Below are 21488 nucleotides of genomic sequence, written 5' to 3'. Positions count from 1 at the left end.
GACTCTTGCGCAAAGCGGCTTGCTACCCTTTTCCCTCATCCGTATAGGCCCAGCCAATCGCTGCGACTTGCTGGGGACGAGCGGGCCAATGAGAACACTCAGGCGCTGATACGGAGCTGTCATGCGGATTATGATTGTTACAAGAGGGCCTCATGGCGACGTCTGCAGCTGACGAAATCGACATTCTCGAAAAGGCGAAAAGCCTCCTCGCGCCTGACTACATTCCCAGCGATGACGAAGAGTATATGAACGAGACGCAGCAGGCGTACTTTCGTATGCTTCTCATCGAATGGAAGCGGTCGATCCATTCCGCCGCTGACCAGACGCTCCAGTCGTTGCAGGATGGCCCGATACGCGAGGCCGATCTCAACGATCGCGCATCGAGTGAGACGGATTGGGGAATTGAATTGCGCACCCGAGACCGGCAGCGCAAGTTGATCTCGAAGATCGATGCGGCCCTTCGGCGCATCGATGCCGGCGAATATGGGTATTGCGAAGTGACGGGCGATCCGATTGGGCTGAGGCGGCTTATTGCCCGTCCGGTCGCGACGATGACGGTTGAGGCGCAGGAAGCCCATGAAAGGCGCGAGAAAGTCAGCCGCGACGAGTAGGCCGCTCTGCGCTTGCCTTAGCAAGGCCCTGAGTGTGTCGGGCCATCAGAAAGATCGTCCCAGGAGAGCGTTTCAGATTGGGACGCGCCGCACAGACCGCTTGGGTAACCGAACAAAATTTACCAGAGATTTACCGCGATCTCCTACCGCTAGGTAGATCGCGCCACTGGTACGAGCGACATTTAAGTGTGCAGTTAATAGCACCGCTCAGGGTCCACAGGAGGAACGGCGAAAATGACGGGTGTTGAAACACGTAGCTTGACGCGCGATAGCCTGTTCCTGCTTGCGAATGTCCGCATCGAGAACGAATCCGATGTGCACCGCGTTCGGGTTCGCAATCTGTCAGATGGCGGAATGATGGCAGAAGGGTCCGCGGTTGTTCAGCGCGGCTATCGTCTTGAGGTCGAACTTCGAAACATCGGCAAGATCGGAGGCAGCGTCGCGTGGGTCCAGGATAACCGCTTTGGCATTGCGTTTGATGAAGAAATCGATTCGCAGCGCGCGCGTAAACCTGTCGAAGTCGAAGAAACCGAACCTGCCCGAGTTCTTGAACGGTCGTGGCAGCACCGCGCTCCTCCTCCTCCCGATCCCTCGACACTGCGCAAGGTTTGATCGGCGCGCCCGCGCGCTGGATATCGGCTTCCAAGGTAGAAAAGCTCTCCTCCCACGCTGACGCAATCGCACCGCTCTGCTAGACACTCGTTTGCGATGCAGCTGCGACCGCTTCCCGTCACCTGGCTTATGGGCCTTTCCGTTTTAGGTGCGTGCTCTCCTTTCGGCGCGGACGGCCCTCTTGAAGTCGCGATTGTCGGTAATCCCTCGGATTTCAGTGATGACGGAGTACGCCTGTCTCCGGTGGCCCAACATCTGCGTGGCGCATCGCGCGAGGGTTTGGTCGGGCTTGACCCCTCCGGACAGATCGTTCCCGCTCTGGCAGAACGTTGGATCGTGACAGATGACGGAATGAGCTACATCTTTCGCCTGCGCGAGCGGTCTTGGCCTGATGGCGAACCAATCTCGGCAAATGACGTTCGCGACGCCACGCTCGAACTATTGGATCGTCTCGAAGGGACGTCTCTCGGGCTTGATCTCGCCAAGGTGACGGAGGTGCGTGCGATGACGGAGAAGGTCGTCGAATTGCGCCTCTCCAGTCCTATGCCGGAGTTCTTGCGTTTGCTGGCTCAGCCCGAGCTTGGAATCGCCAAGAGCGGCAGCGGGGCAGGGCCCATGGTGATTTCGCTTGATGAAGACGAAGCGCTTGTTCGTTTGAGCGCACTTGCGCCTGAAGATCGGGGGCTGCCCGGTCGCGAAGACTGGGAGGAAAGCAGCCGGTCGCTTGCAGTCCGTGCCTTGCCCCCGGACGTGGCCATCGATGCCTTCGCGCAAGGGGATATCGACTTGCTGCTGAACGGGTCGATTTCGTCATTCCCTCGGATCGAGTTGGGCCCTCTTTCGAGAGGGACGATCCAGGTCGATCCGACACGGGGCGTGTTCGGTCTTGTGTTTCGCAGCGACACCGGTCTGCTCGCGGAGCCGGCGCGGCGCGAAGCGCTGTCCATGGCGCTCGATCGTGAGGCGCTGATCGAACCTTTTGGGCTGGGGGGATGGCAGCCGAGCAGCTGGATTGTTCCGCCTGCGCTGCTCGAAGACGACGCGCTCGAACCGACGCGATGGGAGGGCCTTTCAATCGAAGAGCGCCGCGCGATTGCGGCGGCCCGGATCGAGGATTGGCGCGCCGAAAGCGGCGAGGAGCAGGTGGTCCTTCGGGTTGGCCTGCCGCCCGGCCCTGGCAGCGATCTGCTCTTCGACGGCCTTTCTCGGGCCTGGTCCGGTGTTGGTGTTCAAGCCGTTCGGGCGCTTCCAGGTGAGGGCGCCGAACTCGAATGGCGCGACCGAGTCGCGCGATATTCCAGCCCGCGCTGGTATCTCAATCAGTTCAATTGCGAGCTCGAGGTCGGTCTTTGCTCACAGGACGTTGATCAGATGGTCGTCGCTTCGCTAACCATGACAGATGTTCAAGAGAAGCGCCGCGTTCTGACCGAAGCGCACGCCGAACTGGTGCGCGCGGAGGTGTTTATTCCGTTCGGCGCGCCGGTGCGCTGGTCGCTCGTGCGCGGCTCCATTTCCAACTACCAGCCCAACCCCTGGGGCCTCCACCCCTTGTTCCCGTTGTCCGGGCCACCCAATTAAAGAGAAAGGAGGCCGCAGGACGATGGCTCGCAAATGGGATCCAGATGCAGGACAATGGGCTGGCCAAGGCGCCGAGGCCACGCGCCTGACTTTGCCGACGGGCACCGATCCGGCGTCGATCCTGGCGCGCGTAGAAGCGATGGAACTGCTTCTTGAGCGCAGCTTTCGTATTCCCGGCGTCAACCTGCCGATCGGGCTTGATGCGCTCATCGGACTGATCCCGGTCGTCGGCGATTTCGTCACCACAGCCGTTGGCGCCTACATCGTCTGGGAGGCGCGCAATCTTGGCCTTTCAAAGTGGCAGTTGACCCGGATGGGCGCCAATGTCGCGTTCGACACACTGATCGGGTTCATTCCGCTGCTTGGCGATGCGGCTGACATCGTGTTTCGCTCAAACACCCGCAATCTTCGGATCATCAAGAAGCATATTTACAAGCGCTACCCCGAGATGCGGGTGGTTGATGGCTAGTTTGCGTGTCGGGCCGCGCGCGCTAGGGCTTGTGCTGTCATGAGCCGTTCGGTCACCTATTCCAGCTATCTCGATCTTGGTCGGATCCTAAAGGCTCAGCATCCAGCTTCGGACGCGCACGATGAGCTGCTCTTCATCATCGTCCACCAGGCCAGCGAATTGTGGCTGAAGTTGTGCCTGCACGAATTGACCAGCGCGCGTGTGGCGATTGAATCCGACAATCTGCGTCCCGCCTTCAAGATGCTTTCGCGCGTCGCGCGGGCGCAGGGGCAACTCATTCAGAGCTGGGATGTGCTCAGCACGATGACGCCCCACGATTACTCGAAGATCCGGCCGCACCTGGGTGCGTCATCCGGCTTCCAATCGCCGCAATACCGGATGATGGAATTCATGCTCGGCGGGCGCGATGCAAAGCACGCTCGGCTGCACGACAAGACGGGCGATTGGGGGCAGCGGCTGCGCGAAGAGATGGAGCGGAACAGCCTCTATGACGCCTCTCTTGCGCTCCTGAATCGGCGGGGATTTCCTATCGACCAGAGCGTGACTGAAAGGGACCTAACCGCGCCCTATCTCGCCCATGCGAGCGTCGAAGAGGCTTGGGCGACGATTTACCGCGAGCCTCAGGAGCATTGGGATTTGTATGAGCTCGCCGAAAAGCTGGTCGACCTTGAATACCATTTCCAACGTTGGCGATTTGGCCACCTCAAGACGGTTGAGCGCATAATCGGTTTCAAGCGCGGAACCGGTGGCACGCCGGGAGTGCCCTATCTCGAAGGGGTGCTCAAGCAGGCCTTTTTCCCCGAGCTGCTTAGCGTAAGGACGGCGATATGAGCGCGACGTCATCGAGACGCATCTGGGATATCTCGCAGCCCCTGCACCCCGAATTGCCGGTGTGGCCGGGCGACACGCCGTTCTCTCACAAGCGCACCTGGCAAATCGAAGCGGGGTCGCCCGTCAACGTGTCGGCCCTGACGCTCTCGACCCATTCGGGCGCGCACGCGGACGCGCCATTGCACTACGCCGAAAACGCTCCCGATATCGCGAGCGTGGCGCTGGAGCCGTATCTTGGCGAGTGTCTGGTCATCGATGCGCGGCGTTCCGGCGCGGCCATCGAAATCGGCGATTTGCCGCATCTGGGCAGCGCGGACCGTGTTCTGTTTCGCACCTTCGAGCGCTTTCCGCATGGCCATTGGGAAGCCGACACAACCGCCATCGCGCCAGAGACTATCGAATGGCTGGGGGTGCAGGGCGTTCGCCTGATCGGTATCGACACACCTTCCATCGACCCGCAGGATTCCAAGGACATGCTGGCGCACAAGGCTGTGCTGAAGCACGATATGCGAGTGCTTGAAGGGCTGGTGCTCGATGACGTGCCCGAGGGGCGGTACGAACTCATCGCGTTGCCCCTTGCGGTCATCAGCGCCGACGCATCCCCGGTCCGCGCCGTGCTGAGAGAGCTGACGTGACGCTGGAGGATACAGCGTGCGAGCTTGACGCGGCCGATCCGCTTGCGCGCTTTCGCGAACGCTTTGTCCTTCCCGAAGGAGTGGTCTATCTCGACGGAAACTCGCTGGGCGCGCTGCCTCGCGCGACGCCAGCGGCGATGGCGCGGGTGGTGGAGCGCGAATGGGGCGAGGGCCTTATTCGCTCCTGGAACGAGGCCGGCTGGTTCGAAATGGGCAGCCGTGTCGGCGCCAAGATCGCTCCGCTGATCGGTGCGCAGCCCTCTGAAGTGATTGCCTGCGACACCGTGAGCGCCAACCTCTTCAAGCTGATCGCCGCCGCTCTGGAGATGCAACGCGAAGCGACCGGCGGGCGCACGGTCATTCTGTCCGAACCCGGCAACTTTCCGACCGACATTTACATGATCCAGGGGCTGGAGCGGCAAGGGCTCGCCACCCAGCGCCTTGCTCCGCGAGAGCGGATTCTCGAAGCGCTGGATGAAGATGTTGCGCTGCTGATGCTCACCCACGCGCACTACAAGACAGGCGAACTGTTCGACATGTCGGCGCTGACGAAAGCCGCCCACGAAGTCGGCGCGCTTGTCTTGTGGGACCTGTCGCATTCGACCGGAGCGCTGCCTGTCGATCTCAACGCCGTGGGCGCCGATTTCGCCACGGGCTGCGGCTACAAGTATCTGTGCGGCGGGCCGGGTGCTCCCGCCTTTGCCTTTGTTGCCGAGCGACACCTGCCCGATCTCAAGCAACCGCTGACCGGCTGGTTCGGCCACGCTCGGCCCTTTGCCTTTTCGGATGAATACGAGGCAGCGCCCGGTATCGAACAATTGCAATGCGGCACGTCGCCGGTCCTTGCGCTCACCGCGCTCGAAGTCGGCGTCGATCTGATCGCTGAGATCGGCGTCGAGCGCTTGAGCGCGAAATCGCGCGCGCTTTCGGAGTTCTTTCTGGAGTGCGTTGGAGCGCTGGGCCTTGCGCTGGACCTCGTAAGCCCGGCCAACAGCGACGCGCGCGGCAGCCAGCTCTCTTTGCGCCACAAAGAAGCCTATGCGATTTGCCAAGCTCTGATCGCGCGCGGGGTGATCGGCGACTTTCGCGATCCCGACATCCTGCGATTTGGCTTTGCGCCGGCTTACCTGCGCTTCGGTGACATGGTCTCAGCCGTGCGCGAATTGAGCGACGTGCTCGAAAATGGCGATTGGCGACGCGACGAGTTCAGCCAGCGGTTGACCGTCACCTGAGGGGACTTAATCCCGGGCGTCCACGTTCCAGAACCGCTCCATATGCAAGTAGGTGAGCGAGGCGGTCCAGGTGATCATGACGAGCCCGTTGAGCGCTTCGATCCCGCTCATCAGTCGCAGTTCCCCTGCGGGGACAATGTCGCCGAACCCGAGCGTCGTGTAGCAGACAATCGAAAAGTAGAACGCATCGTTGAAGCTGCCGCTGTCCGGGCCATCGATCGCGCCCAGACCGAACTGGAATTCAAGCAGCAGGTAGGCGCCAGCGTAAAGCATGATGTGAATAAGGTGCGAGATGATCGCGCTGCCCAGCATGATCCAGAGGCGGGCGGGGGGATGCACGCCCAGATCGGTGACCCCGAGCCGCGCCAGGCGCAGGATCTCGTAGTGAATGATGATTGTCGCAGCTATCAGAATGGCAGTCAGGAAGAGCGTCGTCATTCCCTAGACCTCGCCCGCGCGGGCGGGCCGGTCAAGCTTCCAGCTCAATATCCCAGTAAAGCCAGTCCCGCCATGTCTCGTGCAGGTAATTGGGCGGAAACATCTTGCCGTGCTGCTGCAGCTGCCAGCTTGTCGGGCGGATGGGTTTCATCTGCACCGGCATGTTGGCCTGTTTGGGCGTGCGGCCACCCTTTTTCATGTTGCAGGGCGCGCAGGCCGTGATGATGTTTTCCCATGTGGTCTTCCCGCCCAGACGGCGCGGGATGACATGGTCGAAGGTGAGGTTCTGGGTGCTGCCGCAATACTGACACTGGAAGCGATCGCGCAGGAAGACGTTGAAACGCGTGAAGGCTGGAAACTCGCTCTGCTTCACATATTGCCTGAGCGCAATGACGCTCGGGATCTTCATGTCGAGACTGGGAGAGTGCACTTCGCGCTCGTAGCTTGCGACGATGTCCACACGGTCCAGAAACACCGCCTTTATCGCTGTCTGCCAGGGCCAGATCGAAAGCGGGTAATAGGACAGCGGAGTGTAGTCCGCGTTGAGAACAAGAGCGGGGCAGGCCGACAGGTTGCGTGTCGGGTCTTCGTCCGCGCTGCGGAACTTCGCGGCTCCTTCGATCAGTTCGGCTTTGAACACCTCGTGTTCCTCCCTGATTGAACGCGTTTCTGCCGTGGCAAGGGAAAGAGTCAAAGCCATGACAGACTTGCCATCCACATTCGAGTGTCGAGCGTTTCCGGGGTAAGGCTGTGGGAACCCTGTGGACAACCGGTTGCTAAAGCGTCGATAGAGCGTGGATAGCGCGTTTCGCGCCACTGTGTCATGGGGTGATCGCCATGTCGGTCGTCACGCGATTTGCACCCAGTCCAAACGGACCGCTTCACCTCGGCCACGCCTTTTCGGCGATTGTCGCGGCTGATGAAGCGGCGGCGGGCGGTGGCGAGTTCCTGCTTCGGATCGAGGATATTGACGGACCGCGAACGCGCCCGGAGCTTGCGGATGAATTCCGCCGCGACCTTGAATGGCTCGGGTTGCAATGGCGCGAAGTGCCCGCGCAATCGACCCGGCTCGAAAGTTACCGACAGGCGGCCTCCCGTCTTGAGAGAGAAGGGCTGCTCTATCGCTGTGTGGCAACCCGCCGAGATATGGCTGCGATTGCTCCGCGTCGCGGCGCGGATGGGATCGAATACCCTGGCAGCGCGAAGGGGCTCTATCCCCCGGCATCGTTGGACGAACCCTTTGCCCTTCGGTTGGATCTCGACGCCGCGCTTGAGCGTGTCGGAGATCTTGTCTGGGAAGACCAAGCGGCGGGCTGTGTCCATGTCGATCCGCGCGAGTTCGGCGATGTCGTGCTGGTGCGAAAGGACTTGCCGGCAAGCTACCATCTGGCCGTAACACTCGATGACGCGGCTGACGGGGTGACGCTGGTGACGCGCGGACGCGACCTCTTCGCTTCGACCGATGTGCACCGGGTCTTGCAGGAATTGCTGGGTTTGCCGGTGCCGCGCTACCTGCATCACGACCTGATCATGGATTCACGCGGTCGGAAACTCTCGAAGTCACGCGGCTCGGCGGCGCTCAGTGACCGACGCCGCGCGGGCGAGGATGGTTTGCAACTCGCGCGCGAATTGCGCGCGCGGCGCAAAGGCGCTGGAACTTGAGACAGCCAGCCCCATTTAGTGCACATGGTCTATTTCCTCACCGCCGTGTTTATCGTGCTGGCCGGGCTCGTGGTCTTCTCGCTGGTCAAAGGCGTGATCGCGTTCCTGAAGACAACCAAGATCAATCTCGAAAGCGGTGAAGGCGAAACCGTAACCGAGATGCAGAACATGCAGAACAAGGCGATGTTCGCGCGTATCAAGTATCAGGCGGCCGCCATTGCGGTGGTTGTTGTGATCGGCCTGTTGGCCGCCGGCAGCGGCGATTGACGCGCGCCTTTCATGGTCAAGCTCAACAAGATCTACACCCGCACTGGCGATGACGGCACCACGGGGCTCGTGGATGGCTCGCGCACGGCCAAGCATTCCGCGCGCATAGCGGCTGTCGGGGCCGTCGATGAAACCAACTGCGCGATCGGCGTTGCGATCTGCGCTCTTCAGGACACCGCACACCGGGATCTGTTGACGCGGGTGCAGAACGATCTGTTCGATCTTGGCGCGGATATCGCCACCCCGGCGCCTGACGGTGACTTCGCACCTTCCGAAATGGTCCTGCGCGTCGTGTCAGGGCAAGGCGAGTGGCTGGAAGCGCAGATTGACGCGCTGAACGAAGGCCTTGAGCCACTCACCAGTTTCGTTCTTCCTGGCGGCAGCGAGGCGTCCGCGCGCGTGCACGTGGCGCGCGCCGGTGCGCGAGCCAGCGAGCGTGCCATGACCGCTCTGGCAAGCGAGACGGCGGTTAACCCGGCCGCTCTCATCTACATCAATCGGCTGTCGGATCTGCTGTTCGTGCTGGCTCGTGTCCTTAACCGTAACGGGGCCGACGATGTGACGTGGGTTCCGGGCGCCAATCGGTAAGCCCGCCCCGAACCCTCCGCCGACAGCCTTCATCGCTCTAGCCAACCCTTCCGCGCGCCGCTAACGACGCGGGCCACGGCACTTGCTGCACTTGCGAAGGGAACGCTGCTATGCGGAATATTGCGGTTATCGGGGCTGGTCAGATGGGGACCGGGATCGCTCAGACGGTGGCGGGCGAGGGCATGCACGTGATGCTGGCCGATATCGATCTGGCGCACGCGGAGGCGGGCAAGGCGCGCATCGATGCGGCGGTCACCAAACTGGTGGGGCGCGGAAAGATCGAGGCGGCCACCGCCAAAGCGCTGCTGGCGCGTATCACGCCGGTTGCCGATTACGCGCCGATGGAAAGCGCCGACCTCATCATCGAGGCGGCGACCGAAAAAGAACCGATCAAACAGTCGATTTTCGAAAACGCCGGCAAGGTGCTGGGGCCAGACGCCGTGATGGCCTCGAACACCAGCTCGATCCCGATCACCCGCATGGCGAACCACTCGCCCGATCCTTCGCGCTTTATCGGCCTGCACTTCTTCAATCCCGTGCCCGTCATGGGCCTGATCGAGGTCATTCCGGGTCTCGCCACCGCGCAGGCGACAACCGACCGCGTGACAGCCTTTGCCGAGGGTCTGGGCAAGCAGGTTGTCCTCAGCCAGGATGAACCGGGCTTCGTCGTCAACCGCATCCTTCTTCCCATGATCAACGAAGCGGTTTTTGTGCTCGGGCAATCGACGGCGGGGATCGAGGACATCGACAAGGGCTGTCGCCTGGGCCTCAACCACCCGATGGGCCCGCTTCAGCTGGCGGACTTCGTCGGCCTCGACACCTGCCTCGACATCATCAAGGTGCTCTACAAGACGACCCGCGACAGCAAGTACCGTCCCGCCCCGCTGCTGGTAAAGTATGTCGAAGCCGGCTGGCTCGGCCGCAAGACCGGCCGCGGCTTTTACGATTACTCCGGGGACGCGCCGGTGCCGACGCGGTAAGGCAGGCCGAGGCGAAGCTGGCTATCTTGTGATCGGATAGGGCGCTGCGCCCTACTTCCCGCCAGCCTTTTCCTCTGGATCGAGCTGGATCAGCCTGTCCCGGTTTGGCGGGGCGTCGTTCTCCACCGCGCCTGTGTCCTGTCGCTCGCGCCGCTGAACCACACGGCTGGAACGCGTGCGTCCGCGCGGCGCCGGGGTTCTGGCTGCGGTCAGCCCGGATGGCTTGGGCGTTTCGCGCGCGGGTTCTGAAGTCTCGGGCGCTGTGAAACTCTTGGGCTGTTCATCGATGATTACCGATTGATCCAGGTTCGGTGTGGGGTCGAAGCCGTTGGTGCTGTCGATCAACTCCGAGTCGTCCGCGAAGCCCTCAAGCGGGAGCGCGGCGGTGTCGTTGCCAGGCGCGCCGGGCTCTGTCTGCGTTTGCTCATCAGCCACGTTGCGGTTCTCGGCGTAGTCGTTCTCCGGCTCTGGAGTGAAGTGACTGCCCAGACTGGCCGCCGCTATCGCCGCGCAGACCAGTACCCCACCGGCAAAGATGAGGGCGCTTTTGCTCGTCGCGATAACAGGCACTGACATGCTTAAGGCTTAGCGCCGAAGCGGTTAAGGTTTGGTGGAAACCGGCTATTCTTGAAGGCCCCGTTTCAGCTCGTAGAGCAGGTCGAGAGCCTCTCGCGGAGAGAGCGCGTCCAGATCGGTGTCGGCAAGGCGATCGGCCAGCTCTTGGGAAGCGCTGGGTTGCGCTGGTTCCGGACTGGCTGCGGCGGCGAAAAGCGGCAGTTCTCCAAGCCCCGCCGCGATGCCACCGGTTTCCATCCGGGTCTGTTCGAGCCGGTCCAGAACGGCCTTCGCCCGCGACACGACAGTCGGCGGCACCCCAGCCAGCTTCGCAACGGCAAGGCCGTAGGAACGATCCGCAGGCCCCTCGGCCAGCTCATGCAGGAGAACCAGCTCGCCCTTCCATTCACGCGCGCGTACGTGATGAAGGGAGAGTGCCTCGCACGTAGCGGCGAGACGGGTGAGTTCATGATAGTGCGTGGCGAACAGGCAACGACAGCCAATGCGCGAATGGACCGCCTCCACCACCGCCCAGGCAAGCGCGACGCCATCATAGGTCGAGGTGCCGCGCCCGACCTCGTCCAGAATTACGAAGCTGCGCTCGCTCGCTTGGCTGAGGATCGCGGCGGTCTCGACCATTTCGACCATGAAGGTGGAGCGTCCTCGAGCCAAATTGTCGGACGCACCCACGCGGCTGAACAGACGATCGACCAACCCCACGCGCGCAGACTGCGCGGGGACGAAGCACCCGGCCTGCGCCATCAGGATGATCAGCGCGTTCTGACGCAGGAAGGTGGACTTGCCCCCCATATTCGGTCCACCGATGAGCCAGAGGCGATCGTCGGGGTTAAGCGCGCAATCGTTCGCAACGAAGCGCTCGGCGGATCTTGCGAGCGCCGCTTCGACGACGGGGTGGCGCCCGGCGACGATCTCGAGGACGGGCTCTTCGACCACGTCCGGGCGGCACCATTCGCCCTCGGCGGCGCGCTCGGCGTTGCCAGCGCACACATCGATCCGCGCCAACGCATCGGCGGTGTCGGCGATCGCGGCGCGGGCCTCGCCAACCGCGGCGACGAGCTGCTCGAAGTGCGCCTCTTCGGCGGCCAACGCCCGCCCTGCTGCTTCCGATATGCGCGAGGCCTCTTCATGAAGGCTCAGCGAATTGAACCGGACGGCCCCTTTCATGGTCTGTCGGTGCGTAAACCCGCTCTCGGCTTCCATCAGGCTGTCGGCATGGCGGTTGGGAACTTCGATGAAGTATCCCAGCACTCCGTTGTGCTTGATCTTGAGGCTGGCAATGCCGGTTTCGTCGCGATAGCGCGCCTCCATCGCCGCGATCGCCCGCCGCGCGTTGCCAGAAATGGCTCGCAACTCGTCGAGCGACGCGTCGTAGCCATCCGCGATAAAGCCGCCGTTGGAGCGCTCGGTCGGCGGAGAGGCGACGAGCGCGCGAGTGAGTGCATCGGTCAGCGCGCCGTGCCCGGAGAGACGGGGCAGCAACGCTTTCAAAAGGGCAGGCGCATCGGGCAGCTGAGCGAGCCCATCCTGAATTCGCTGAGCTTCACCAAGGCCATCGCGTATCTGGCCGAGGTCGCGCGGCGACCCTCGACCAGCCACAATCCGGCCAAGCGCGCGCGCGAGGTCGGGAAGTCCGCGCAGGCGATCTCTAAGATTGGCGCGTTCGATAGGTCGATCACGCAGATACTGGACCAGCGCAAGGCGCTCGGCGATCGCTTGAGTATCGAGCAAGGGTGCGGCCAGGTCCTCGGCGAGCAGACGCGATCCCGCACCCGTCGCGCAGCGGTCGAGCGCGGCCACGAGACTGCCGCCGCGTCCTCCTGCGCTGCTCGCGAGGATCTCAAGGCTTGTCCGCGTGGCTTCGTCCATCGCCATGGTTGCGCTCGCACGCTGTATTCGTGGTGGCAGCAGAAGCGGCAACGTGCCGCGTCCGACATGCTCAAGGTAAGCAATGAGACCCCCGGCGGCCGCGCACATCGCTCGGCTGAATTCGCCAAAGCCATCCAATGTGGAGACCCCGTGGAGGGCGCGCAAACGGGCGGCGCCGCGATCGCTGTCGAAGGTGTGGTTTGCGTGAAAGGTGGGTTCTTCGGGATCGGCGCAGTTCCAGCCGTCGGGCACAACCACTTCGCTTGGGCCCAGCCTTGCAAGTTCGGCGCCGACCATTTCGGGCGCGCACTCGGCGAGAATCATTGTCCCGGTGGAGATATCGACTGAAGCCACGCCAATCGTCCCGCGCACCTGCGACAAGGCCGCCAGCACGTTCGCCCGCCGCGGTTCCAGCAACGCTTCCTCGGTGAGTGTGCCCGCCGTTACGAAACGGACGATATCGCGTTTGACCAGCGCTTTCGAAGAAGGTCTGCCCTCGCATTTGGCGCGAGCCTTGGCTTCGTCGGGCGTCTCGACCTGCTCGGCAATCGCCACACGCTCCCCGGCCCTTATCAGCCGCGCCAGATAACCCTCCGCCGAGTGAACCGGCACCCCGCACATCGCGACCGGTTCGCCATTGTGTTCCCCGCGCGCTGTCAGAGCGATATCGAGGATGGCGGCGGCGCGTTTGGCATCGTCGAAGAAGAGTTCGAAGAAATCGCCCATGCGGTAGAACAGCAAAGAGTTCTCCGCCTCGCGCTTGAGCGCAAGGTATTGCTCCATCATCGGCGTGGGTTTGGAAGAGGACGCGGAGGCCATAACCTTGCGGTTACCAGCCCCCGGGCCGATTCGTCAGCGTCGCTGTTACGCCTATCCCCTGATCGCAGACTCAATCTCGGTTTCGTGGCGCCAAACCCCCTATAACTTCGCAAAAACGCTGCTAGAGGCTGGCGAAAGAGCGCCAAACGGAGTGACTTATGGCCGACGAACCCAAGGGTGGTTTCACAACGCGCGAGGCGCTTTTCTATCACGAGACTATTCGTCCGGGGAAACTGGAGGTGGTCGCGACCAAGCCGATGACCTCGCAGCGCGACTTGAGCCTTGCCTATTCGCCCGGCGTGGCTGCCCCCGTCGAGGCCATCGCCGGCGAACCCTCGCTCGCGGCGCGTTACACGGCCAGGGCAAATCTGGTTGCAGTGATCTCCAACGGCTCGGCGATCCTTGGCCTTGGCAATCTTGGTGCGCTGGCCTCCAAACCCGTAATGGAAGGCAAGGCGGTGCTGTTCAAGCGGTTCGCTGACGTCGACTCGATCGATATCGAGCTAGCGACCGAGGATCCGCAGGCCTTCATCGATGCCGTCGCTCTGATGGAGCCGACATTCGGCGGCATCAATCTTGAAGACATCAAGGCGCCCGAATGCTTCATCATCGAGGCCGCGCTGCGCGAGCGCATGAACATTCCGATCATGCACGATGATCAGCATGGCACCGCTATCATCGCCGCCGCCGGCTTGATCAACGCGTGTCACCTGACGGGCCGTGATTTCAAAGACGTGAAGATGGTGGTGAACGGCGCCGGCGCGTCCGCGTTGGCCTGCACCGCGCTCGTCAAGTCGGTCGGCGTTCCGCACGAAAATGTGATCGTGTGCGACCGCAGCGGGCCGATCTATCCGGGCCGCGACAATGTCGATCAGTGGAAAAGCGCGCACGCGGTTGAAACGCAGGCGCGCAGCCTGGAAGAGGCGCTTGAGGGAGCGGACATCTTCCTCGGCCTGTCCGCTGCCGGCGCGTTGAAGCCGGAATGGGTCGAAAAGATGGCCGATAAGCCCATCATCTTCGCGATGGCCAACCCCGTGCCAGAGATCATGCCGGATGACGCGAAGGCGGTCCGTCCCGATGCGATTATCGCCACTGGGCGCAGCGATTTTCCCAATCAGGTCAACAATGTGCTGGGCTTTCCCTTTATCTTTCGCGGCGCGCTCGATGTGCAGGCGACCACGATCAACGAGGAAATGAAGGTCGCGGCCGCTACCGCCATTGCCGAACTTGCCCGTGAGCGTGTTCCCGAGGAGGTCGCAAGCGCTTACGGCAAGAACCAGAAATTCGGGACCGATTACATCATCCCGGCGCCCTTCGATCCGCGCTTGATCGAGGTCGTTTCGTCCGCCGTTGCCAAGGCGGCGATGGATTCAGGGGTTGCCAAGGCTCCAATCGAAGATTTCGAGGCGTATCGCGTCGAACTGCGCGCCCGCCTTAACCCGACCACCAGCGTCCTGACCGGCGTTTACAACGAGGCCAAGTCCAACCCAAAGCGCATGGTTTTTGCCGAAGCGGAGGAGGAAGTGGTCCTGCGCGCGGCGATCCAGTTCCGCGACTTTGGGTACGGAACGCCTATCCTGGTCGGGCGCACGAAGGCGGTGCTGGACAAACTCCACCAGCTCTCCGTTGCCGATCCCGGCAGCTTCGAGATCCAGAATTCGGCGGACAGCCGCCATGTCCCGGCGATGGTCGATTATCTATACAACCGCTTGCAAAGGCGTGGCTTTACAGAGCGCGACGTGCGCCGGATGGTCAATCAGGAACGCAATGTCTTTTCCGCTCTACTGGTCGCGCTGGGGCATGCAGACGGGATGATTTCCGGTCTTACACGCACTTACGCGCAAACCGTGCGCGAGGTGAACCTTGTGCTCGACAAGAAGAAGGGCGCCCTGCCGTTCGGCATCCACATGATGATCGGCAAGAGCCACACGACCTTCCTCGCCGACACCACCATGAACGAGCGGCCCAAGGCCGAAGAGCTGGCCTATATCGCAAAGGAGACCGCTGCGGTGGCGCGGCGCATGGGGCACGAGCCGCGCGTCGCCTTCCTGTCCTATTCGACCTTCGGCAACCCCTCCGGCCAATGGCTGGGCAACATCCGGGAGGCCGTCGCAATTCTGGACCGCGAGGATCCGGGTTTCGAGTACGAAGGCGAGATGGCGCCCGACGCAGCGCTCAACCCGGCGGTGATGAAGCTCTACCCCTTCAGCCGCCTGTCCGGTCCGGCCAATGTGCTGATCATGCCGGGGCTGCAATCCGCCAACCTGTCGGCCAAACTGCTGCGCGAGCTGGGATCGAACACGACCGTCGGCCCGATGCTGCTGGGGATGGAAAAACCGGTGCAGATCGCGCCGATGACAGCGATTGCGCCCGATGTGCTGACCTTGGCGGTGCTCGCAAGCGCAGGCGTGGTCAGCTGACGTCAGAGCGCCGGCTGGCTTTTTCGTTTACCGGCGCCGGAAGCGGAAGTACCAGACCTCGTGCCCGAATTTCTCGCGCGCCTTTTGCTCGTAGCGGGTTTCGCACCATCCGCTCGGACGGTTTTGCCAGCTTGACGGGCCATCAACGAGCCATTCGAATTCATCGGTAAATCGCTGCATGACCATCAGAGCGTGGCGCAGATAGACAGCGTGATCGGTTCCGAAACGAAATTCGCCACCCGCCTTCAGCTTTCGGGCGATCAGTTCGACCGGACCATCGTTCATCATTCGCCGCTTGGCATGCTTGTTCTTTGGCCATGGATCCGGGTGCAACAGATAGACCATGGTGAGCGCGCCATCGGGCACGCGATTGAGCACCTCGAGCGCATCGCCATGATGCAACCGGATATTGGCGAGGCGTTGCTCCTCGATATGGGAGAGCGCTTGCGCCACTCCATTAAGGAAAGGCTCCGCGCCGATGAAGCCGTGATTGGGCAGAAGATCGGCGCGGTAGGCCAGATGCTCTCCTCCGCCAAAACCGATCTCGAAATGCAGGGGGCAATCTTCGCCGAACAGCGCTTCAGCGGTCACCGGGCCTGCCTGAGGCACCGAGATTTTGGGCAAGAGGGTGTCGACCAGCGCCTGCTGGCGCGCGCGCAAGGGTTTTCCGACGCTTCGGCCATAGAGCCGGCTCAGAGTGGTGGGATCGCCTTCCTTGAATGCCGTCATGGGCCAAGCGCTTGGCGATCTCTGTCAGGCTTGTCCAGAGGCGTTCGCCTGGCGCCGACGGGGTTGAGGAAGAGGGGGTATCCCCGCTAGAGGCGCGGCCATGCAGGAGTTTCTCGACACTATCGCTTCTCAGGCGCCTTGGATACAAACGCTCATCGGCATCGGGCTTCTGGCGCTTGCGGCCTTTGTGGTCAATTTTGTCCTCAAGCGTGTAATTCTGGCCGTCGCAGCACGGTATATCGATCAAAACACCGACACCGATGACAAAGCTGCGGCGTGGCTCGCCACGGTCGTCCCGCTGCTGATCGTCTCGCGCGGGATCGAATTCGTGCCGAACCTCTCGGAAGGCGTGCAAACCTTTGTCGCGCACACGGCACAGGCGTTGATCGTGGTTTCGGTTGCAATGGCAATCGTCAAAGCGCTGACTTACCTAAACGAAGTCTACGAGCGGTTGCCGAGCTCGAACAATCGACCGATCAAGGGTTTCCTGCAGGTTGGCAAGATCCTTGTTCTGTGCGGGGCGGCGATCATCGTCATCTCGATCCTTATCGATGAAAGCCCCTTGCTGCTGCTGTCCGGCCTCGGGGCCATCACAGCGGTCCTGCTGCTGGTCTTCAAGGACACGATCCTTAGCCTAGTGGCGAGTGTCCAATTGACGACCAACGATATGCTGCGCGTGGGCGACTGGATTACCATGCCCAGCATGAACGCCGATGGCGATGTGATCGATATCTCGCTGCATACGGTGAAGGTGCAGAATTTCGACAAGACGATTGTCACCGTTCCGACCCACCGCCTGGTGTCCGACAGCTATGCCAATTGGCGCGGAATGGCCGAGAGCGGTGGTCGGCGGATCAAACGCAGCGTCACGCTTGATCATAACAAGATTCGGTTCTTGAGCGATGAGGAAGTGGAAGATCTGAAGAAATTCAAGATCCTCGAACCCTACCTCACGGCAAAGTGCGAAGAGATCGCGAGGTGGAACGCGCAAGAGATCATGGGCGACGATGCACCCGTGAACGCGCGGCGGCTTACAAATCTCGGAACCTTTAGAGCCTACGTTCTCGCCTATCTTAAATGGCATCCGCGCATCGATGACAATTTTACGCTTCTAGTGCGGCAGTTGCCATCCGGAACGGACGGTTTGCCGATCGAGATCTATTGCTTCACCAACACCACGATCTGGCACGAATATGAAGGTATCCAGGCGGATATTTTCGACCACCTGCTCGCGATCATTCCCGAATTCGGACTGCGGACCTTCCAGCAGCCGGCCGGTCTGGACTTCGCCAACGGGCTTTCGGGCCTTTGAGGTTACGAAAACGCCCGCGACCGCCTTGGCCCCGGGCGTCCTCGTTGAATCGTGAGGGAAGCGCTTAAGCGGCTTCCGCCTCGTCCTGCGGATCGCGCAGCACATAGCCGCGACCCCAGACGGTCTCGATGTAGTTTTCGCCGCTGCAGGCGTGGCTCAACTTCTTGCGCAATTTGCAGATGAACACATCGATGATCTTCAGTTCGGGCTCGTCCATGCCGCCGTAAAGGTGGTTGAGGAACATTTCCTTGGTCAGCGTCGTGCCCTTGCGAAGGCTGAGAAGCTCCAGCATCGCGTATTCCTTACCCGTCAGGTGGACACGCGCGCCATCGACTTCGACCGTTTTCGCATCGAGATTGACCGCCAGCTTGCCGGTGCGAATGATCGACTGACTGTGCCCTTTCGAACGGCGTACGACCGCGTGGATGCGGGCGACCAGTTCTTCACGATGGAAGGGCTTGGTCACGTAATCATCTGCGCCAAAACCGAAGGACCGGATCTTGCTGTCCATTTCAGCGATGCCGGAAAGAATGAGAACCGGCGTCTGCACCTTGGCGACCCGCAATTTCTTCAGCACGTCATAGCCGTGCATGTCGGGCAGGTTCAGGTCGAGAAGAATGATGTCGTAGTCATACAGCTTGCCCAGATCGAGGCCTTCCTCGCCCAGATCGGTAGAGTAAACATTGAAGCCTTCTGTGGTGAGCATGAGCTCGATAGCCTTTGAGGTTGTCGGCTCATCCTCAATCAACAGCACCCGCATTTCTTGTCCCCTATTTGCCCCGATTTCCGGTCGTGACACGCTTCGGTGTGGTAACGCCTCGTCAAGAGATGTTGCCATGTATTAACCACACAACGTCTGAACGGGAAAGGTTAATTATGCGTAAACCGGCCTGACTCCACGAGTCGCAGGGTCACTACGTAGCTGGCGGCCCGAGGGCGCGCGAGCTTCAGAAGGTGTTCCAATCGAGGCAGTATTGTTTTCCAGCGACTTCCATACACGCTTTCGACTTGGCACTCGAACTTGCCAAGCCATGGTATTGGACTTTCGCTTTTACCCAAGAGGCGTTGTTCGCGGATTTGTGATCGCTTCCGTGAAGGAGCGAATCTATCCAAGCTTCCAGCTTATCGACTGCGAATAGCTCGCCAGTAGCGACGTTTGTAACCTTTGCGATCGTATGCGCTGAGCCGTATCATCCATCCCACTTCCGGCGACCGCTCATCGACAACCTGACCTTTACGAGGCCATCTTCGGTTTCGACAACGAATTCATACGCGAATTCATCGATCGACATCTGAGCCTTCGCCACGAGGCGTGGAGCCTACGGATTATCCTGTTCGATTAGTTCGAACGCTGTTTCATCATCTACTGAATCTCTCGTTTCCATCGTTTCCCTCCGATGTCCGAGCCGAGTTTATCAGACGAAGGGGGAAATGTATCACAAGGATTGAAGCTTCTTGGCGCGGCGCCTTTGCGCGCTGGAACCTATCCCGATCGCCTCGCGATACTTGGCAACGGTGCGTCGTGCGAGGTCGAAACCTTCCTCGTTGAGCGTGTCGGCGAGCTTCTGATCGGACAGCACTTTCTTGGGGTCCTCTGCATCGGTCAGCGCCTTGATCCGCGCCTTGATCGCTTCTGATGACGCGCCCTCGCCATCGCTTGAGGCGACCCCGCTGGAGAAAAAGTACTTCAGCTCAAAGCTGCCGCGCTCGCACCACAGATACTTGTTCGAGGTGACCCGGCTGACAGTGCTTTCGTGCATCTCGATCTTCTCAGCGACTTCGCGCAGGGTCAGGGGTTTGAGCTCGGAGACCCCGTGGCGAAAGAACCCCTCTTGCTGCTTGACGATTTCCGAAGCGGTTTTGAGGATGGTTTTCTGGCGTTGGTCGAGCGCGCGGACGAGCCAATGCGCATCGGCCAGCTTCTCCTTCAGCCACCCTTGCGCTTCGGGGTCCTGCTCGGCGCTCGACAGTTCGACAAAGTATTCGCGATTGACAACCAGCCGTGGCAGCGTTTCCTCGTTTAGCGCGATGTCCCAGCCGCCCTTCTCATTGGGTTTTATGAGGATGTCGGGGACGATGGCCGTATCCTGGCTCGGAGCAAAGGCCAGCCCGGGCTTGGGGTTGTAACCCCGCAGCTCTGCGAGCATGTCGGCCAGGTCTTCTTCATCGACCTTGCACAAGCGCTTGAGCCGCGCGATTTCCCCTTGCGCAACAAGCTCAAGATTGTTGATCAGCTGGGCCATGCACGGATCGTACCGGTCCGCTTCCCGAGCCTGGATCGCGAGGCATTCGGCCAAGTCTCGCGCGCCAACGCCGCTGGGATCAAGCGCCTGAACCGCGGCCAATGCCCTCTTGGCTTTATCACGCGCGACGCCGAGGTCCTGGGCAATGTCGCTCAGATCGAACGGAAGGTAACCCGCATCGTCGAGCAGACCGATTATGTGATGGGCGATGAAGGCTTCCCGCTCATCGCGGACAACGGCTCCGATCTGGGAGCGCAGGTGCTCGCCCAGCGTTATGTCCGCTTCGTGCAGGGCGTCGAAGTCGAGCGCTTCCCCTTCGAAGCCAGTTGCGGCATTCAGTCCGCCACCCCAATCGTCGAGACCAGCGCCGCGCGAAAGCGTGGCTCCGTCCCCGGTTTCGCGGTCGAGATCGAGCGCGCCCGCGTCCAGATCAAGCGGCGCGTCCGCTTCGCCGGTTCCTTGGGCCATTAGCTGGTCGGCTGTGAATTCTTCTCTCGGAATGTCATCCGGCTCGCCCGGGTCGCCGTGGCTTTCAGACGACGTCGAGCCGGCTTCGAGCAAGGGATTGGTGTCCAGCGCCTCGCCAATAAAGGTCTCGATCTCAAGGTTTGAAGCCGCCAGCAGCTTGATTGCCTGCTGCAATTGCGGCGTCATTACCAGCGATTGCGATTGGCGAAGGTCCAGGCGGGGGCCGAGAGCCATGAAACGTGATCCTAGAGCGTGAAGCTCTCGCCCAGGTAAAGCCGTTTCACATTCTCATCGGCGACCAGCGCTTGAGGCGTGCCCGCAAACAGCACCTGTCCCCCGTATATAATGCAGGCCCGGTCGACGATATCGAGCGTCTCGCGCACGTTGTGGTCGGTAATCAGCACGCCAATTCCACGACGCTTCAGGTCTTTGACGAGATCGCGAATGTCGCTGATCGAGAGCGGATCGATTCCGGCAAAGGGTTCATCGAGCAGCATGATCGACGGTTTTGCCGCCAGCGCGCGCGCAATCTCGCAGCGCCGCCTTTCCCCCCCTGAGAGCGCCATCGCGGCGCTGTCGCGCAGCTTTGTAAGGCCAAATTCGCCCAGGAGGCGCTCCAGCTCCTTCTCGCGCGTCTCGCGATCGGGCTCCACCATTTCGAGCACGCAGTTGATGTTCTGCTCGACCGTCATGCCCCGAAAGATGCTCGTTTCCTGAGGCAGGTAGCCCAGGCCAAGGATGGCGCGGCGATACATCGGGAGATTGGTCACATCCTCCCCGTCCATCAGTATTCGGCCCGAGTCCGGCTTCACCAGTCCCATTATCGAATAAAAGCACGTCGTCTTGCCCGCGCCATTCGGACCCAGGAGCCCCAGAACCTCACCCTTGGCAACGCTCAAGGAGATATCCGTTAGCACCGCGCGCTTGTCGTAGCTCTTGGCGATCGAAATGACTTCCAGCCCGCCATTGGCCAAGTCGCCGACGGCGCTCACGGCTTCTTCGCCCCCAAGCGATCCTGGCGGAAGTGTGGTCCCGGCCGTTATCGTCGTGTCCTGTGACATTGTGCGTGCATTAGCACCGTAGCGGGAACAGAAAAGGGCGCAATTGCCCTCAATGTGCCTTTCATCAACACTTTGGCAAGAATTTTGCAGG

21 protein-coding genes are annotated in these 21488 nt (G+C 61.4%); 13 read left to right on the top strand and 8 right to left on the bottom strand.

Annotated features, from left to right (window positions below; translation table 11 throughout):
- The first annotated feature begins 152 nt into the window (after positions 1-152).
- The 7 genes from dksA to kynU all read left to right on the top strand — a co-directional run bounded on the left by dksA (position 153) and on the right by kynU (position 5968).
- Positions 153-611 (top strand): RNA polymerase-binding protein DksA, encoded by a 459-nt coding sequence (gene dksA, locus QNI87_RS13215; protein ID WP_300597256.1) that lies wholly within the window; start codon positions 153-155, stop codon positions 609-611.
- A 258-nt stretch (positions 612-869) separates the two neighbouring features.
- Complete coding sequence (locus QNI87_RS13210) at positions 870-1223, top strand: PilZ domain-containing protein (RefSeq protein WP_300597254.1); 354 nt, start codon at positions 870-872, stop codon at positions 1221-1223.
- A gap of 96 nt (positions 1224-1319) precedes the next feature.
- Positions 1320-2801 carry an ABC transporter substrate-binding protein gene (locus tag QNI87_RS13205; RefSeq protein ID WP_300597251.1) on the top strand — a complete coding sequence of 494 codons (1482 nt, stop codon included), beginning with the start codon at positions 1320-1322 and terminating at the stop codon, positions 2799-2801.
- Positions 2802-2823: 22 nt separating this feature from the next.
- Positions 2824-3270, top strand: a complete 447-nt coding sequence (locus QNI87_RS13200; protein WP_300597249.1) for a DUF4112 domain-containing protein — start codon at positions 2824-2826, stop codon at positions 3268-3270.
- Positions 3271-3309: 39 nt separating this feature from the next.
- Complete coding sequence (locus tag QNI87_RS13195) at positions 3310-4101, top strand: tryptophan 2,3-dioxygenase family protein (protein ID WP_300597247.1); 792 nt, start codon at positions 3310-3312, stop codon at positions 4099-4101.
- Positions 4098-4736 carry an arylformamidase gene (gene kynB, locus QNI87_RS13190; RefSeq protein ID WP_300597245.1) on the top strand — a complete coding sequence of 213 codons (639 nt, stop codon included), beginning with the start codon at positions 4098-4100 and terminating at the stop codon, positions 4734-4736. The genes QNI87_RS13195 and kynB overlap by 4 nt, the downstream gene beginning before the upstream one ends.
- 2 nt (positions 4737-4738) lie before the next feature.
- Positions 4739-5968, top strand: a complete 1230-nt coding sequence (gene kynU, locus QNI87_RS13185; protein WP_300597536.1) for a kynureninase — start codon at positions 4739-4741, stop codon at positions 5966-5968.
- A 6-nt stretch (positions 5969-5974) separates the two neighbouring features.
- On the opposite strand, the gene QNI87_RS13180 is transcribed toward kynU, so the two are convergent.
- Both QNI87_RS13180 and QNI87_RS13175 read right to left on the bottom strand, forming a co-directional pair.
- Entirely contained in the window at positions 5975-6406 is a 432-nt protein-coding gene (locus tag QNI87_RS13180; RefSeq protein WP_300597243.1) for a potassium channel family protein, read from the bottom strand.
- A 31-nt stretch (positions 6407-6437) separates the two neighbouring features.
- Positions 6438-7046, bottom strand: a complete 609-nt coding sequence (locus tag QNI87_RS13175; RefSeq protein ID WP_300597241.1) for an HNH endonuclease — start codon at positions 7044-7046, stop codon at positions 6438-6440.
- 197 nt (positions 7047-7243) lie between these two features.
- Between QNI87_RS13175 and gluQRS the strand changes: the two genes are divergently transcribed.
- From gluQRS to QNI87_RS13155, 4 genes are all read left to right on the top strand, one after another.
- Positions 7244-8068, top strand: a complete 825-nt coding sequence (gluQRS, locus tag QNI87_RS13170; RefSeq protein WP_300597239.1) for a tRNA glutamyl-Q(34) synthetase GluQRS — start codon at positions 7244-7246, stop codon at positions 8066-8068.
- A 24-nt stretch (positions 8069-8092) separates the two neighbouring features.
- The gene (locus QNI87_RS13165; RefSeq protein ID WP_300597236.1) at positions 8093-8335 is read left to right on the top strand and encodes a hypothetical protein; all 243 of its coding nucleotides are present in this window, start codon (positions 8093-8095) and stop codon (positions 8333-8335) included.
- Positions 8336-8347: 12 nt separating this feature from the next.
- Positions 8348-8923 carry a cob(I)yrinic acid a,c-diamide adenosyltransferase gene (locus tag QNI87_RS13160; protein ID WP_300597234.1) on the top strand — a complete coding sequence of 192 codons (576 nt, stop codon included), beginning with the start codon at positions 8348-8350 and terminating at the stop codon, positions 8921-8923.
- A 110-nt stretch (positions 8924-9033) separates the two neighbouring features.
- Entirely contained in the window at positions 9034-9903 is an 870-nt protein-coding gene (locus tag QNI87_RS13155; protein WP_300597232.1) for a 3-hydroxyacyl-CoA dehydrogenase NAD-binding domain-containing protein, read from the top strand.
- Positions 9904-9954: 51 nt separating this feature from the next.
- On the opposite strand, the gene QNI87_RS13150 is transcribed toward QNI87_RS13155, so the two are convergent.
- Entirely contained in the window at positions 9955-10479 is a 525-nt protein-coding gene (locus QNI87_RS13150; RefSeq protein ID WP_300597230.1) for a hypothetical protein, read from the bottom strand.
- A 45-nt stretch (positions 10480-10524) separates the two neighbouring features.
- Positions 10525-13131, bottom strand: a complete 2607-nt coding sequence (gene mutS, locus QNI87_RS13145) for a DNA mismatch repair protein MutS (RefSeq protein ID WP_300597534.1) — start codon at positions 13129-13131, stop codon at positions 10525-10527.
- Between the two features lie 191 nt (positions 13132-13322).
- On the opposite strand from mutS, the gene QNI87_RS13140 reads away from it, so the two are divergent.
- Positions 13323-15584, top strand: coding sequence for an NADP-dependent malic enzyme (locus tag QNI87_RS13140; protein ID WP_300597228.1), 2262 nt, complete (start codon positions 13323-13325; stop codon positions 15582-15584).
- Between the two features lie 27 nt (positions 15585-15611).
- Here QNI87_RS13140 and QNI87_RS13135 read toward each other — a convergent pair whose 3' ends face one another.
- Complete coding sequence (locus QNI87_RS13135) at positions 15612-16313, bottom strand: tRNA (guanine(46)-N(7))-methyltransferase TrmB (RefSeq protein WP_300597226.1); 702 nt, start codon at positions 16311-16313, stop codon at positions 15612-15614.
- A 100-nt stretch (positions 16314-16413) separates the two neighbouring features.
- On the opposite strand from QNI87_RS13135, the gene QNI87_RS13130 reads away from it, so the two are divergent.
- Positions 16414-17625: a mechanosensitive ion channel domain-containing protein gene (locus QNI87_RS13130; protein ID WP_300597224.1), complete on the top strand. Its 1212-nt coding sequence runs from the start codon at positions 16414-16416 to the stop codon at positions 17623-17625.
- A gap of 64 nt (positions 17626-17689) precedes the next feature.
- Here QNI87_RS13130 and ctrA read toward each other — a convergent pair whose 3' ends face one another.
- The 3 genes from ctrA to lptB all read right to left on the bottom strand — a co-directional run bounded on the left by ctrA (position 17690) and on the right by lptB (position 21379).
- Positions 17690-18385 carry a response regulator transcription factor CtrA gene (gene ctrA, locus QNI87_RS13125; protein ID WP_300597222.1) on the bottom strand — a complete coding sequence of 232 codons (696 nt, stop codon included), beginning with the start codon at positions 18383-18385 and terminating at the stop codon, positions 17690-17692.
- 676 nt (positions 18386-19061) lie between these two features.
- The gene (gene rpoN, locus QNI87_RS13120; RefSeq protein WP_300597219.1) at positions 19062-20570 is read right to left on the bottom strand and encodes an RNA polymerase factor sigma-54; all 1509 of its coding nucleotides are present in this window, start codon (positions 20568-20570) and stop codon (positions 19062-19064) included.
- A gap of 11 nt (positions 20571-20581) precedes the next feature.
- Positions 20582-21379 carry an LPS export ABC transporter ATP-binding protein gene (gene lptB, locus QNI87_RS13115; protein ID WP_366146191.1) on the bottom strand — a complete coding sequence of 266 codons (798 nt, stop codon included), beginning with the start codon at positions 21377-21379 and terminating at the stop codon, positions 20582-20584.
- Positions 21380-21488: the final 109 nt, after the last annotated feature.

The sequence above is a fragment of the Erythrobacter sp. genome (assembly GCF_030066995.1).
Classification (GTDB): Bacteria; Pseudomonadota; Alphaproteobacteria; order Sphingomonadales; family Sphingomonadaceae; genus Erythrobacter.
Note: the sequence above shows the minus strand (reverse complement) of the source record. Positions and strands in the feature narration are given on the sequence as shown.